The 16,885-nt window shown below is 54.7% G+C and carries 5 protein-coding genes; all 5 read left to right on the top strand.

The features are described 5' to 3' along the window. Positions 1-476: 476 nt before the first annotated feature. The 5 genes from AUC61_RS13380 to AUC61_RS13360 all read left to right on the top strand — a co-directional run bounded on the left by AUC61_RS13380 (position 477) and on the right by AUC61_RS13360 (position 16,751). Complete coding sequence (locus AUC61_RS13380) at positions 477-3,611, top strand: autotransporter domain-containing protein (RefSeq protein ID WP_243246705.1); 3,135 nt, start codon at positions 477-479, stop codon at positions 3,609-3,611. Between the two features lie 121 nt (positions 3,612-3,732). Further along, entirely contained in the window at positions 3,733-6,348 is a 2,616-nt protein-coding gene (locus tag AUC61_RS13375; RefSeq protein WP_243246704.1) for a hypothetical protein, read from the top strand. Positions 6,349-6,355: 7 nt separating this feature from the next. Beyond that, positions 6,356-11,176: a DUF6603 domain-containing protein gene (locus tag AUC61_RS13370; protein WP_243246703.1), complete on the top strand. Its 4,821-nt coding sequence runs from the start codon at positions 6,356-6,358 to the stop codon at positions 11,174-11,176. Further along, positions 11,176-13,152, top strand: coding sequence for a hypothetical protein (locus tag AUC61_RS13365; RefSeq protein WP_243246701.1), 1,977 nt, complete (start codon positions 11,176-11,178; stop codon positions 13,150-13,152). Before AUC61_RS13370 ends, AUC61_RS13365 begins: the two co-directional genes overlap by 1 nt. Beyond that, entirely contained in the window at positions 13,149-16,751 is a 3,603-nt protein-coding gene (locus AUC61_RS13360) for a hypothetical protein (protein ID WP_243246699.1), read from the top strand. The genes AUC61_RS13365 and AUC61_RS13360 overlap by 4 nt, the downstream gene beginning before the upstream one ends. The last annotated feature ends 134 nt before the right edge of the window (positions 16,752-16,885 follow it).

Raw genomic sequence — 16,885 nt, 5'->3', positions numbered from 1 at the left:
ACACGTGCTCTGTTTGTCAAAAGCGCCACTCTAGAGAACCTGTGTCTCCAAGAACTTCTCGTCGCTGAAATAATACTGGTCGTGCAGCAGCATGCTCAGTCGTTCTCCTAAAAACGTACGTGCGTTTTGCAGGTCCAGGACGCGCTTGTTGGGGATGGAGAATATCGGCTAGAAATCGGGCACCTCGCATAGATAGAACCGAGGCAAGTCCAACACTCCATCTCACCCAAAACCTGCCTACACCAGCCGAAACCACCCTAAGTCCGCCGAAAAAAATCATCCACTTAAAGAATCCGCCTGCTCAGTCGATTACGAATAAGTGGCCAGAGCGGGCAGCGTTGTCGGTGCTCGGTTAAACAGCACCTCGCTTCTAAGGACGGTTTCACTGAATGTACCCTGCACAAAAGCTTGCCTGCGAAACAACTGCACTGAATAGGCAATCCGTTTCATCCAGGTTTTCCAGGTATTTCGTGTTCATGGCGCTGGCGATCAGCGGCCTGCTGTTCGACACGTCTACAGCCTATGCGCTGTCTGCGAGCTGTGCGACGCTTAATGGATTGAGTGGCTCGGGCAGCTTTTCCCGCTCCTTTGCTGCTGGATCCTTCGCCGCCGGTGAAAGTGTCTCGGTGACGTTCAGTGATAACGGCGGCAACGTAGGCAACAACAATCCGTTGTCTGCCGATAGCGTGCTCATGCGCAATCCGACCACGTTCACGCCTTATTTCGATTACCGCAGCAACACCGGCAGCGCGGGCAGCCACGCTGGCAGTGCCTCGGCTGCGAATCTGACCAATGGCTTGTTCATCAGCACCAAGGTCGGCACCTATCTCAGCACAGTGACCATCAACTGCGGTGCAGCAGTCTCCAGTGATGCCACTCTGTCTAACTTGATCGCGTCATCCGGCACGCTTTCGCCTTCATTTTCATCGGGCACCAGCACCTACAGTGTGGCGGTCGCCAGCAACGTATCGTCGATCACTTTTACGCCGACTGCCAGCGATAGCAACGCGACGATTACGGTCAACGGAATCACCGTCGCCTCGGGCGCCACATCGCCAGCGATCAGTTTAACTACTGGCCAGAACACGATAAGCGTGACAGGTACCGCCCAGGACGGCAGCACTACCCAACTGTACACGATCACGGTCACCCGGGCGCTCGCTGCACCCGGTGCGAACAATGCAACCGCAACCGTGGCCGCCAACAGTTCCGGCAACCCGATCACGCTCGCGCTGACCGGTGGGACAGCAACATCCGTCGCCGTCGCATCCAGCCCCTTGCATGGGGTCGCTACGGCTAACGGCACGTCAATGACTTACACACCGACCGCAGGTTACTCGGGCACAGACAGCTTTACTTACACGGCGAGTAACGCGACGGGCAGTTCTTCGCCCGCGACAGTTTCTATCACCGTGACGCAGCCAACGCTGGCATTAACACCTTCGACCTTGCCTGGCGGCCAGATTGGCACTGCCTACAGTCAATCGTTCAGCGCAGCAGGCGGAACTGCACCTTACAGCTACGCGAGTTCGGGCACAGTTCCAACAGGGTTGAATTTCGATTCAGCCAACGGAGTGTTGAACGGAACGCCCACCAGCGTCGGCAGCTACAACTTCACAATTACAGTGACTGACCATCACGGCGCGACGGGCAGTACGGCCTATTCGGTCAATATTGCCGCAGGGGCGTTGCCCGTTGCAGGTGCTGTGTCTGCCACAGTTGCTGCCAACGCAAGCACGCCGGTGACTCTGGCCCTGTCTGGGGGGGCCGCCAGCTCGGTTGCTATTGCCTCTGCCCCGCTCCATGGTTCAGCGATCGCCAGTGGCACTACCATTACCTATACACCCATGACAGGTTACTCAGGCACAGACTCTTTCACCTACACTGCCAGCAACGCCTCGGGCACCTCGCCAGCAGCAACGGTCAACATCACGATTTCTAGCCCTTCCCTCGTCGTATCTCCTGTCCCAGGTTCGTTACCGGCGGCAACGGTCGGTGTGCGCTATGCACAAGCGCTGAGCGTGAGTGGTGGAAGCAGCCCCTATCGTTTCAATGCCACCGGTCTGCCGTCGGGGCTGAACATTGACGCCTCTTCCGGAACGATCTCCGGTATACCTTCGAATGCCGGGTCGGCGACCTTTACGGTGCAGATCAGGGACGCCTCCAGTGCAACGCTCGATGTCACCTACAACCTGAGCATCGCAGGCACACTGCCAAACGGCGCCGCTCGCAGCGCCGCCTTGTATGCTGGACAGACCGTCACCGTGGAACTGGCCGATGGCATCAGCGCAGGGCCTTTCACTGGCGCGACTTTGCTGGATATACCTTCCAGATCCATGGGTCAAACCACTCTTAGCGGCACGAGTCTGACGTTCGTGGCAGCCGCAGAAGCTTCGGGTGCAGCAATCATCCGCTACACCCTGAGCAATACCTCGGGCGCCTCGCAACCCATCACCCTGACAATTCAGGTTGCGGGGCGTTCTGATCCCAGCAATGACCAGGAAGTGGTCGGTATGCTCGGCGCCCAGGCACAAAGTGCCGCACGTTTTGCTCGCGCGCAGATCGACAACTTCAATGATCGCCTTGAACAACTGCACGATAATCAGCGTCGCCGCGGCAGCAACTTCAACCTGCAACTCGGTTTGCCGCAATCGCGCCAATCTCGCATCGGTAATACCAGCGCGTCGGACATGTATCAGGCACTGTCGTCACTCAGTGGCTCCGATCGTTCAGCCTCCCCGCAATTATCCGCAGCACCCGTTTCCGACTCCGGCTGGCTGGGAGACGACAATCTGTCTTTCTGGAGCGGTGGCTACGTCAACGTCAGCGATACCCGCCGTGACGACGTAAAACTCGATAGCACCATGGTCGGCATGAGTGCCGGTGTCGATTATCGCTTCTTCGACACGTTCACCGCCGGCATCGGCTTTGGCTATGGCAGGGACTCCAGCGATATCGGCTCCGAAGGCAGCCACAGCAAGGGCGATTCCTTCAGTGGCGCCCTATACGGCAGTTTTCACCCGGGAGGCGTGTTCATCGATGGTTTGCTCGGCTACAGCAACCTGTCGTTCGACAGCCGCCGCTACGTCACCGATAACGGCGGATACGCCAAGGGCTCGCGTGACGGCAATCAGTTGTTCGGCTCGCTCAGTTCGGGTTATGAGTTCAGAGAAGAAGCCTGGCGCGTCGCTCCCTATGGCCGTGTCGATGTTTCATCGACAAAACTCGATGGTTTCCGCGAGTCCGGCAGCGGCGCATTCAACCTGGCGTATGCCGAACAACGCATGACCGTCATGTCCGGAAGCGGTGGTCTGCGGGGGCAATATGGCCTGTCGCTGAAGCCTGCCGAAGTGACCCTGCGCGGTCGCATCGAATACAGCCACACCTTCAGCGGTGACAGTACGGCAAGAATGGGTTACGTCGACATCAGTGACTCCACCTACGGCGTTTCTACTCAGGGGCAAAGCGAGAACCTGATGACCGTTGCACTGGGAGCTGATTTCGCCCTGCCCGGTGGCATAACGACTGGCTTTACCTATCAAGGCTCTTACGGGATGGGTGACGAATCCAGATCTCATGCGCTGATGCTCAGGCTGGGCAGTCGATTCTGAAGACGACAATTCGCTGCTTAAAAAATTTGACCAGGAGTGAAAGACTTAGCCAGAGAATCGCAGACAGGAACGCAGAAAATAGAGTGCGGCGATCAATAAGTAAAGATAACCAGGGGGTGCCATGGAGTACGAGGCTAAAACCATTATAGATTGTCTGAGGCGCGTGCTCGATAAGGAAACAGACGAACCTATACTTCGCGAAGGCGAGAAAGAAAACAAGGGCTCTGGCCATGATTCTTTATGGGCAGACGACATATCAGCCCTGTACAAAAGCTGCAAACTAAAAGCCCCTGACGATACAAGTGATCTTAATTCAAAATTGACATCACTGAAAATCAACTGCAGTGATCCGCTCGGCACCTGGATACTCGCTAAAAAGCTCGACAATGCGACAAGAGCATACTGCACCAGTGATTTTCCGTACGCCTATACACCTGTAAAATTAACATTTCCCTCCAAACGTAATAAAGGCGATTTACTGACGCTTTTTGCGAAAATAGCAAAAGAAGTTGACGATCATTATAAAGCCAGCATCGAAGCCTGTCGCATGACCCTTATCACTCAAATGAGTGCAAACAATCCGTCCTCATTTAACGCTGAAAACATTGTACACATTCCATTCTACGGTCTAATGGGGCTTAACGGATCTGGCTTTAAGGTTTTTGATATTTTTAATCGTGAAAACATCAGAGGCCTCAAAAAAAATGGCGTCCTTAAACTAAACGTTGGAAATTGCCCGATACTGTTTGCTGTCAAGGGCAACAAAATTCAGCTGAAGTCAGATTATATATCGGACAATAAAGAACAAGACGAAAAGCCCTTCAGACTATTCCTTAATAATTTTCTGACTTACGAGCCAAAATCTCGCCAACATTACGACCCCATTAAGCATGCCTCCCGCCCCTCTATAATATCCAGTGAAAATGGCCCCACTTTTTTAGAAGTTTTACGTTTAAAAAAAAACACAATCGAGAGTTTCTTGATGCCCGCTGCCGTGATGAACAAGGGTGGAGGTTTCAACCTTATAGGCCGGGCTGACCCTTTAGAGGAGGTCGAATATCGATTTTTTTCGCGAAGTTTCGATGATCTTCCGAAGGATTTGAAAATAAGCAGAGATAACTTTTGTCGACTGGATGACGAAACAATCCGCGATCTTGATACTTACATAGGCCACAGCATTTTTCCAAATGAAGCGCCCCATGATCGAGCAGACATTCTCACCCGTCTCAGAACAAAACCAAACCTTGAATATTTCCTGACCGACTCGACGCGAATTAAACGCTACGAAACCGACCTACAGAACGAAGCACGCCACACGCTCATTTATTATGCAAAAAATTCCGTTTCAGCCAAAAGAAGAAACAAACCAACGGATAATCCCTTGCCCTCTTTTCCAAGCCATAATTACAAGGATGACGCTATCGGCGTGCGAGCTTTTTTAAACAAAGCACATGCTCACATTGCCCGGCAAAAACCAATAGACAGGCACACCCAGAAACGTGAAGTCGCCCTTGAATATCTGGACAGGGCTCGAGAAAGTGTAAATCTCAGCAAAATCATCCGTGAGAGCCTTCTCGAACTAGGGGATCACCTGAAGGAACTAAGTGCTACGAATATGATTAGACACGCCTATTCTATTCCTGTAGCGAAAGACTTTTATCAGGCGTATAAAACTGAGTGCCTCAGAACGGTGCCGGATATTTTTCCCGACTTCCCGAGCGCCGATCAAGAGTGGTGCCACCTCATTGCTCATAAAGACAGTTTGGGAAACAACAGCGCCAAAAATCTGGTTGCAGGCAGCTACCATGCCAATACCGAGCAGTGCGCAATTGAAAGTGCTATCCGTGCGAGTAAATACTACGATTCGATCGGGTTAAAAATCACTGCTTACCTCGTGCCAAACGAACTATGGGTAAGGTCTTTTCCCACGGGGGAGCTTAATAGCTACCTTCAAGAACATTCTCCCTTGAACATAGGGGCTCAAATTCCCCATGCCGTTGAGATAAAAAACGCCAACACCGCTCCTATGGAAGTAGAAAAAACTGATGCAATGGAAAATGAAAATGAAAATGAAAATGAAAATGCGATAGAGGAGGAAAAAGATGATAAAACAAAGATGCAAAGCGATTCAATTCTGCCCGAAAATCTCTACAAATTAATAATGTACGGCGAACCTCTACCCAACACAAACAACGATCAATGTGAGTTTGTCCATGCCATTTTGGGAGAGCTGCAGCGTCGAGGAAGAAAAGAGGTCACCGGTGAACATTTATTTAATTATTACCTTGAAAAGAAATATGAAAACGTCATTATTAAAAATGCGCTAAGAAGCGTATTTGACGACCTCAGCAGTCAATACTACCTACACCCTCCTGCCGCTGCTTTTATCAGGTATCGCATTTTCGTTGGGAGAGTCCGCAAAATCGACTATGTGGTCGATGCCATGCGTGACGAGTTTGATGTCAATGAGTATCGACTTACACGCTGGCTCATTAGTACCGCTCTCAAAGACGATCAGGATGAACTCAACGAATACGAAGACATCGAAGAATCTGATTTTGTCTCTGAAGAAACCGACATGGATGCGGGAGGTAATCGCCCTCGCAAGACCGATGGGACTGAAAACAAAAAAATTGGAAAAAAGACCATAGAAAAGATAACAAAAACAACCCATACAAAATACTCAACCAAAATATCAACGGCAAAAAAAAGATCAAAACAGAAACACTTAACGTAGCCAACGTGTGACCAATAACAGATTCAAGGTATTTATTCAGTCGACGGCAATAGCTACTGGGGGAGCAAAAATGGAATTTAAATTTCTGGATACTGCACATCTTCCTGACTTCCCCACTGAACACAGTGGCCTTGATGATGCATTTTTGCGTGCTCACAATCTTATGGATGAGAACTGCGAGCTTATTCGAGACCTGGCCTCAAGTATTTCATTCTTCGATGCCCCGTTCATTCGACTCTTCAACTGCGACCCGTCCGACCCTGACGTGGTTGACTGGGTCATTGAATTTGGCAAGGCGCCTGCTGGATGGACACCCAAATCGGCCTATCCAGTTATCGACTGCGATGAAAGCGTTCTGGCCTCAGCGCTTGGGTTGACGGATATCAAACTCTGGTATTCCTCTGTGGATTTTGAGGCGCAAAGCTGGTCCGCACGATCCAGGGACGAGAGGCTGCTGGTTCGATCGTGGGCTCAAGACATAGCACGCGGTTGGCCAACTGAGCTCGGATTAATGCGAGCCGGGGTCAATTTCACTGCGAGCGCGACGCTTCTAGACTCCCTTGATCAGCAGGTGCGCCAGCACTTCGGGCTGAGTGACAACCTGCGGGTCAATGGCGCTGTCGGCGTTGACGAAGATGGGGTATTCATTGAGCTGGAAGGAAGGATCAGGACCTTCGAGTATTCGATGCTCAGTGGAAAATTGAAAGCCAGTTTGACTGCTTTGCGCGTAAGAGCCAGTGGTCTCGATGAGGCTGACAGCCTGCCGGTGCTGCAGTTTTCGTTGATGGGTGAATTGCAGGTCGAGGGCAATAAAGCCAATGTCACGCTGGATATCTCAAGCAACGGCAAAATGCTGGATCTCTTCATCGACACAGAGAGCCCCGACCACCCCTGTAAAGGTTGGCTAACAAGCCTAATCCCGGACTTCGCCCTTGATTTAAGCAGTCTGACAGCAGGGGCTGAGGGCTGGATACCCAACTTGCGGAGTTTTCACACTCGCCAACCCATCAAAGGCGAAGAACGCACCTCGGCGACCATCGAACTTGGCTTCAACGACGATCTCATTCTGTTCGACGGGATGGTCAATCTGAAACCCTCTCTCATACTGCGCACGGACTTCACGGCCAAGGGAACCCAGATTGTTTTGGACAGCCAGTGGATCATCGGCCCGGAGGATGATGAAGCCGTATTCGACCTTTCAATTACCTTACCTGTGGGTGATGCGTACATGGCGTTGGCCCCTGGCTGCACGCTGCATCTGCCCGAGAAGATCACTCAATTGCTCTCCCCGCTTCGACAAGATCAGGAAACGCTGCACATTGCGCATCTGGAACTTGAGGGCAGTGTGAGGGATAAGTTTTTCTCGCTGGAAATCCTGACGATGGGGTTTCTTGCATTCAAAATCAATGACAGCGCGTTTGAGGTGGGAGATGTCGAGCTGGCGCTCGAGATTGATGATGGGCACTGGTACAGCCGACTTCAGGCCACACTGGCCATCGGTCCATATACGTTCTTGCTGTCGGCACACTTCGATAAGACCGCGAATTTCATGGTCGAAATTCCAAGCGTGTTTCTTTCGGATCTGGCCAACGATCTCTTCAAGATCGAATTGCCCGCTGAACTCGCCGACGCGCAAATCAACGCTTTTATGATGAGCCTGAGTATTGGCGCTGATACCCAATTCAAGCTCTCAGCGACTTCAAATGCCGTCGTGAAGATAGGCGGTGCCGCCGTCCATTTGAAAAGCCTTGAAGTCAATTACACGCGAAACCCGAGTCATTCATTCGAGCTGAACGGTAAGGCCGCGATCCAGACAGGTGAAACGAGTGCCGACCTCGACCTTGTCTACCAGGCGGGAACCTGGCACCTGACCGGCGATATCAAAACCCGCATCGACCTGGCTGCCTTGCTCAATGACATGGCGAGCGAGATTGGCTTCCAATCACCGCTGGGACAGAGCACGGTCACGGTCAGCTCACTCTACCTCGACATCCGCCTCGGAAAAGCCGGCACTCGTTTGGGGATTCGTTGCGAAGTCGATATCAATGACGCCCGATACTCGCTGGTGTTGATCGCGGCCAAGCCGATTGCCGAAAACGGTGCGACGACTGTTTGGCAACACTTCTTGCAACTGGATGTGCCTACCCTGGATCTGTTCAAGCTGCCTCTGGTGGGTGGCCCGATGAAAGCGGCGACTCACGCAGTTCGGTCCATCACTCAGGAGGCTGAGAAGGTCGATGTGGCCGCCATTGATGACCTGAGCTTGCGCCTGTCCAGCACTTGCAACGACGTCGAACTCGGTACCTTGTTCAAAGGACTCGACGACCACGTGTTTCCCGCCCCGAAAAAGCTGGGAGGCAAAGCTTCAGTGCGGGCGAATCTGACGCTGATCGATTACAAAAAAGTGATCGATTACCCCGCGGTGAAAGAAAAGCCCCCGTCAGAATCGTTGCCCCCTGTACCAGAGAACAAAGCTGCGAAAGTGCCCGTCGTATCGGCAACGCCAGCCACTGCCCTGCCGGACCCGGAGATACCCACCAATCCATCAAAATCCGTCACAGCCCCGGGGTTTGCGCCACCCGTGGGAGCCGACCGGGGATGGTGGCTGCCATTGGGGCGAAACCTGGGACCCGTCACGTTCGAGCGTCTGGGGATTGCGACTGATATCGCGAGCGTCAGCTTCATGCTTGATGCCTCCGCCCGCCTCGGCCCGCTCAAACTGGGATTGCTGGGTCTTGAGATGAAAACCCGGATCGGTTTGCCGATAAAACCAGACTGGGACCTCAGAGGGATGACAGTCAGTTGCACGACCGACGCCTTGAGGGTGTCCGGCGGGCTGGTGAAAAGGCAAGAGAACGACTACGCGGGCACTGTGATGATCGGTTTCGGCCAAGTCACACTCAGCGCAATCGGCTCCTACTGCCAGACACCGGCCACTGACAAGGAACCGGCAACGACTCACGTGGCCATTTTTACCGTACTCGACACGCCCTTGGGCGGTCCGCCCATGTTTTACGTGACCGGACTGGCCGGCGGTATTGGCTACAACCGAGACTGGAAGAACGTGAGTCTGGCGCAGGTCGCCACCCACCCAATGATTACCGCCCTGGAAAGCGGCACCGTCGATAGCAGCGCCATCGACCGTTTTGAAAAAATCAGCAGTCCTTCCAGGGGCGACCACTGGGTGGCAGTCGGTGTCAGGTTCACCTCGTTCAAGATCCTCGAGGGCAAGGGACTGTTGGTGTTGTCGCTGAGTGAGCAAACCCAGGTCAATGTGATGGCCAAGCTTGACCTCAACTTCCCCCCGGCCAAAACCGCTGGTTTAAGTCTCACGCCCCTTGTGCATGCTGAGATCCTGATGCAGGCCCAGTACCACCCTGCAGTGGGCGAGCTGAAGGTCGACGGGATGCTTGCGCCCGGCTCCTTCCTGCTAAGCAAGGATGCGGTCATCAGTGGTGGCTTCGCCTTGTATTGCTGGATGCAGCCCAGTCAGTACGCTGGCGACTTCGTAATGACCTTGGGCGGGTACCACCCTGGCTTCAAAATTCCGGCCCATTACCCTCGGGTAGGGCGACTGGCGCTCAACTGGCAAGTCTCCGATCAGGTACAGATCAAAGGCGAGCAATACTTCGCACTCACGCCTTCAGCGGTAATGGCCGGCGGACTGTTGCAAGTCGACTATCGCTCCAGTTGGGGCACAGCAACGTTCAAGGCGCAGGCGGATTTCATCATCTTCTTCCAACCCTTCGCATACGCCGCTAATGTCAGGATCGCCGTGCATGTAGAGGCAGAAGTCGAAGTCTGGCCCATCACGCTTAAACTGGCCCTGGATCTTGCGGTGTCCATGGAGATTTGGGGGCCTCCTTTTGGCGCGTTGGCAAGGGTCAGTTTTTATGGACTGAGCAAAGACATTCTGATCGGTGAATCTAAAGCTCTTGCCCTGCCCGAGGTAAGCTGGAGCGATTTTCGCGGCAGCTTCCTGCCATTAGCCAACGCTGGAGAACGGCAAAATGAAAAGCCCGAGGTGGCCGGGACGACGACCGTTACTGACAGCCTGATAACACTCACCGCGCGTTCCGGGCTATTGGGCAAAATCGATCCGCTCACAAATCTGCCGCTCAGCCCGGATGCAAATGCCGAACAAAGCGCTGCTGCCCACTGGCTGGTAGATCCAGGGACGCTGGAGATTGATCTTACGTTGTGCATTCCCACCAGGATCCTTGATGTCGACGGGCAGACACACGGGCCAGGTCGTGAATTCGGCATCGGCCCGATGAACATCACCGCGCAGGATCTGGAAGTCGTTGTCACGGTACAGACAGCGAATGCCGGCCACTGGGTGGTTTGCCCGACACTCACTTCGGTCGCGATAGGCTTGTGGAATCCATCAGGCCGCCCTGCCCCCGGAACCTTACCCAAAGACCAAACCCTGGCAGATTTGCTTACCGGTGCACTGTTGACGCTTGAAAAGATGCCTGCGGCCGAGCATGCACCTGTTGTTGTGAGCGATCTCTGCCAGCACGACAAGCAAGCCTTCTGGGTACGCCCCGTGCGCCGTCCTGTCGTTGCAAACCCTGACATGAGCCAACTGACTGATTCGATCCATGCACCAAACGTTGGAACTCGACGCATGGAGCTGCTTGAAGCCATTGCCGTTGTGGATCAGCAGGTCGCCAATGACCTGTCCGAACGGGCCTCTCATGAAGGCGCCATCGTGCAAGCCAGCATCCCGATGCGCAAGATGCCCAACCTTGCGGACAACGCAGCCGCCACGCCATCACGTCTGCTGGTCGATGCACCGCGCATATGCCGCTGGAGGAGTCAGTAATGGACAATTCAAAGAAAAAAACGGTTTACCTGCCCTCTATCCGGCCAACGCTTGTGTCGGGCACACACACAATCAGCATTCGGCAAACCGTCAAGGACAAGCGAGGATCGGTCAAACAACTGGAAGTTTTCGAACGCTCGCAAACCATCATCGTGCAGACGCTTACACACCAGATCGATCCGCAAGGGGTGCACGCCTGTTACCCACCGGACGGACATCAGGGGCGTTTTGAAGGAACGCTTCCGTATGTGCTGTTGAATCAGGCAACCCTGCCCTGGCAATTAAGTGCCGACGCCCGGCCCGGCCCTGACAGCCCGCCCTGGCTCGCACTGTTGGTGTTCGACGAACTGGATCCGCCACCTCTGACACGCCTTGCAGTGCCTGAAAACCCGGTAAAAGCTGAAGCTGGCGAAGCCGAAATCAAACCGTCCGGACAGATCATCAGCCTTTCAAGAAGTCAGTTCGAGAGTCTGGCGCCGACACTCGATGACCTACCTTGGCTGGCACATGTGCGACGGGTTTCAATCTCCGATAAGGCGGCTGCCAGCGATGATTCGCCCGATAGCGAATATGCGGTAGTCGTCGGTAACCGACCCTGTCAGACCGGACACCGTTACGTTGTCCACCTGGTTGCGCTCAATGGTCTTGGCAAGATCTTGCCGGGTGGTGAAACACAAGACGGTGAAGTCGAATTATCAAGCTTGTTGTCCTGGAGTTTTGGTTGTACGGACAACGATCACGATTTTGCCAGCCTGCTCAAGAACGTCGATCACGGCCCAATGGCGCAGCCTGTCAGCGTACCGCAAGCGGATGACTCGCCAGATGTCAGCCTGGTCAAGGAGTCCTACGCCACAGGGTACTGCGCGCTGGATCATCAGCTTCGCGATGGGATCAACACGGTTTCCTGGTATCGCGGGCCGCTGCTGCCATTACGGGCCAATCCCCTTGAAGTTGCCGTCTCGACCAACAGCGCTGACGCCCTGCTGCGCTACGACCCTGAGCTTGGCATGTTTGATACCGGATACGCTGCGGCCTGGCAGTTGGGCCGACACCTGGGCTTGGCGAACAAGGCGTTCAGCAACGCCCTGCATCGCTGCAAAATCCAGTGGTATCAGAACTCCGATCTCAGCGCTTTTCAGACACAGCCGACTGAATCGCCTGCGCAGATGCCGGGCATGGAGTCAGGCGAGACAGCAAGCAATGTAGCTTCGCCCCGATATTCGATAGCCGCGAATATCTACGATGTGACATTCGATGCAAAACAACTCAGTTGCTGGCTGCGCGCTCCGACCAATGCGAGTACCGAACAAGGCATCAGCGCGGATCAGATCATCGTCCAGAACTGGCTCAGCCGTTGGCTCCTGCTCTATGGCGTACCGCTCGGCTACCTCATTCCGGAGCCGGCGATGGTGCCGCAGGAGTCACTGCGTTGTTTCAGGGTTGATCGCAACTGGCTCCGAGCCTTGCTGGATGGGGCTTTAAGTCTGGGGGGCGATGATCCCGCTCGAGAGAAAAGCCTGCGCACTGTCTTGATCGAGAATGCGCTGCAAGAGGTTTACAAGATTCGGCGCTCGCTGATCGACGAAAGCACGGGCGAGGATGGTTCCGACACCTCGACGGATGTCATCAGTGGCTTCATCCTTCGCTCTCGTGTGGTATCCGCCTGGCCTGGCATTGAGGTCAAAGGCTTCTCATCAGCCGACAGTACCGAATCGCTGCCCCTGCTTCGGGCGGAGAACCTGACGCCTGACCTTCTTTTGTGTCTGTTCGATGGCCAAATGCGTCGCGTTGACCTGATCGAGCCTGCCGAAAGCCAAGGCTTCAATTTCCCGAAGAATCCTGTACTGCGCGGTCCCGTCCTGGCTGCCGCCGAATTGGCTAAATGCCTGGGCGCACAAAACGCAGCCGATTTCGCCGCCAGGCTCGCAACTAATAACGGCATCGTCACGTTCAGAATCAAGGATCAGAGAGCATGAGCCAGGACAATCCTACTTCTAATCTATCTACGTTGATTGTCCCCATGGATCTGGAACTGCTGCGCGTCGGGCAGTTCGACAGCAAGTACGAGGTGCTGGGCCCGACGTATGACTTCATGTATTTATCCGGCCCCTCTCAACCATCAGGCCAACGACGCCCAAACCTCACGCAGTCCGTGCTCGATAGCGGACACCCCTTTGCGCAGGGCAAAGGGGCACTGGTGGGCATCCACCTTCACTGGACCTTGCCTGAGGCGCTGCGTCATGCAGAGCAGGATGCGGCCCCGACAGGGAAAGCCCGCAAGGGCGGCGGATTTCCGAACACGCCAAACCGCTGGTTGATCACACGTGTGTTGTTCAAGCCGGACGGAACCTGCGAGTCGCGGCGCTGGGTGGTTGAAAGTGACCGCCTCAATGATGCGCCGCCTGCTGGTCTTGGACTCATCCACCCGTCAGTACCCGTCGACATGGCGACGCGCACTCAACGCAATCAATACATCGGTCAACATTTTCCAGCTGACGACTGGCGCGAGGCCACGGGGGCTAAACGTTACGCTCCGCTGACCGCGCTGGGTTATGGCGATCCGACATTCGCATCCTTCTATCCCAACAGCGCTAGCGTATTTGGCTTCTATGACGATGTGAAAGGCCTGCCCGCCGGTAAAAACAAACTCGCTTATCACGTAGTGGGTTGGTACAGCCCGGAAATCAGCAGCCCTCTTTCAACGGATTCCGGGCTTGGCCTGATCAAACGCTTTTGCACGTGGCAGGGCTACGAAAAAGGAAACGCACGTCCCCACCAGATGTTGTGCAACAGCGCGCTACAGGAAGTTGAGTGGGATTTGAGAAACCGTTATTTCGAGACGCTTAAACAACAGCCACTGAGCTGTTCGGTTGGCACATCGGTACCCGAAGCCCTGTCTGTATTGGTGGCGACAGTAGCCAGTACCCCTGAGCTTGAGGGCGGTCTCAATGCGTTGCAATTTGGCCAGGTGCAAGAGTCTGTCGAGCGCCCCGACGGCGCGGACATCTATGCCAATCAGATGCACGAGGCGGGTTTTACCAGCAGCTCCGGCGGCAGTTTGTGGGCGATCCTCCCTCCCAAACAAACCGATAACGCGACACAGACCATCGCTTCTTTGTCCGAGGAAATCTCCAGGTTGCTGGATGATCTCTGCATTGAACAGCAGGCACTGGATCGCCGCCGCGGCGAACTAACCCGCGCGCGACGCCAGTTGTACGCGGATTGGCACACATACCAGCTTGCCCTCTACGCGCCGACGGGCCACTTGAGTGCCGAGACAATATTCCCCGTGCTCATGGCACAGGCGAAGCAGATCTTGCTCGAATCCCGGCAAGTTGATCAGGAGAAAACGCAGCTTCGTGAAAGCATGCAACACATCAAGCAACGATTGCCTTCCGGGTATCGGCTGGAAAGCCAGGCCGCGCCGCGATTCTGGCGAGCTCAGGACCCGTCGTTGATGCTGCTCGGCCATGAACTGGCAACCCGGTCGTTGTCTACTCCCTTCGACTATACGGAGGGTCGACAGCTGCCTTGTCGCCTGGGCGATCAGATTGTCACCGGAGCTACCTTGTCCGTTGAGGAGAAAGAATTACACCTTGAAACTCAACAATGGCTCGCACTGGCGGCTAGCCCGGGTCTGCCAAAGGAGCTGGCGGCACCGATTGATGCTCTGGCAGCAGAGGCTGTTTTGTTTTCTTCCGAGGCTCCGTCTCTTGTTCGTACACATCTGACAGAGCAGCAAGGTGAAACACCAGGCTTCGCTGAGGCGGCCTCTAAACTGTTTGGCGAGCAGGCCCAAGCCTTTTTGCTCAACGCTACGGCAGCTTCCGTCAGTTTTCGATCGAAATTACCACCCCAATCGCCCAAGCAGATGGGCACACTGTGGACATCCTGGCTTCCCTGGCAGTTCCAGTATGAAGTCAGTCTCAAGCAACCCGGCGCGGAAGCTTTCGGTCAGCCGGCGCTGATTGATCATCTTGGGTGGAACCAAGAGCACGATCTCCGTATCGACAATGATCTGGTCAAGGACGCCCCGGCCTGGCAATACAGGGGGACTGGCATGCTCGCCCACCATGGCACTCTTCAGTTAATCAACACAGTGCAGGCAGTGCTCAGTCGTCAACCCGACGCACCGGGGCTCGCAGACCTGCTTGACTGGATTGGCACACTACCACTGGCCACCCAGACAATGAGTGATTTCGGCGCCGGGTTATTGATGATCAGGCCCTCCGGGCAACTACCGGTCTACGACCCTTATCAGGATACGGATGGCACCCTCAAGCGCCGTGAAGACATCAGTCAGATCGCCGAGGCCGTTGGCAGGGAAAACTGGTTCGCTCCCTTGCAAGACAACCCGATGAACCCGTTACGAGCGGGTGCGCTTACGTTACAGAGATTGCGAATCGTTGACCGATTCGGACGCTTTCAGGATCACTCGGCCTGCAATCCTGATTCGCTGGAGGTTCTGATCTGCAAACGTCTGCTGCCAGAAACACAATCAGATGATGCCCTGCCTGTCGCCTCACTTCCCGTCAGAATCACGCGCCCCGCAAGGCTTCAGTTTCGATGGATAAGCGCCAGGTCAGGCACCGTACAAAGCAACTCCCACCCCTCCACTTCACCCGTCATGGGCTGGGTGGTACTCGACAATGTCGACGGCGGTATTTCCTTCTTCCAAGAGAATGGTGAGTCATTGGGCACACTTCGCTGCAGTGCTGGCGCAGATGCTCAGGTGCTGTGGCAATCACCGCCGCCGAATGCCCGTTTGCTCGACGATCCAGAGGAATTCCTCAAGCCTGCTCACCCTGAGCTAACTGCGTTCGTACACACACTTCGCGAAAGTGGCGTGGAAGGCATCCGCAGGTTTCGTATAGAGACCAAGGCACAGTTGCATAAGATCCAGCCTGACTCGAACAATGCTGATGACGCCATCGCCCTGTTGTTGGGGCGCCCTTTGGCCTTGGTGCGCGCCACAATTGCACTTGAGCTCAAAGGCGGCCCGGCAGTCGATCATTCGTGGGATGCGTTGCGACGCCGTATTGAAGGCACCGTCAACCAGCAGAACGAGAGCATTCGTGCCGTGGAGTTTCCTGTTCATTTGGGCGCATCCGATCACATCAAGGATGGTTTGGTGAACTACTGGCCAGTGGCAAACGGCGTCACCGATTTCAATGCACCGTACGTCTCAGCACATGCGTTGGCGGGCTCTCCCGCTCAGCGATCGCTGGTAATACGAGCCGAGGCAGAGCAACCGGTGACCGTGACCATGTTGATTGATCCGCGAGCCGTAGTGCACGCCACGACCGGCGTTTTACCTGTTAAGGCCATCACGCTGCCTGCCGTTCACTTCACCAGCGCGTTGAGTCGAATGAAAGTTTTCCTGCGCACCGGCCCCCTCTTGAAAGCGATTGGCGCCCAGTTATCGTTGACGCTTCCCGATACCACGCATGGTAAATGGGTCTGGCATTCCGCTGACAGCACGACGCAGCAGCTTTCACGCAATGTGAACAATAACGATCAATTACAACCCGTTCGGCAGGAGATAATCGACGGCTGGATCGCTCTCCAGGAGTAGGTCGTACACAGGGTCAAGATACTCCCGAAGCATGACGCGAATCGTCAAAAACACAAACGCCGCTCTCAGAGCGGCGTTTCTGGAGCATATAAAGCTAAAGATCGAGCCTTAGACGCCCTCGTTCCAAGGACGAT

It is taken from the genome of Pseudomonas maioricensis (assembly GCF_022790535.1).
In the GTDB taxonomy this organism is placed as follows: domain Bacteria; phylum Pseudomonadota; class Gammaproteobacteria; order Pseudomonadales; family Pseudomonadaceae; genus Aquipseudomonas; species Aquipseudomonas maioricensis.
This window is presented reverse-complemented; position numbering and strand designations above follow the sequence as displayed.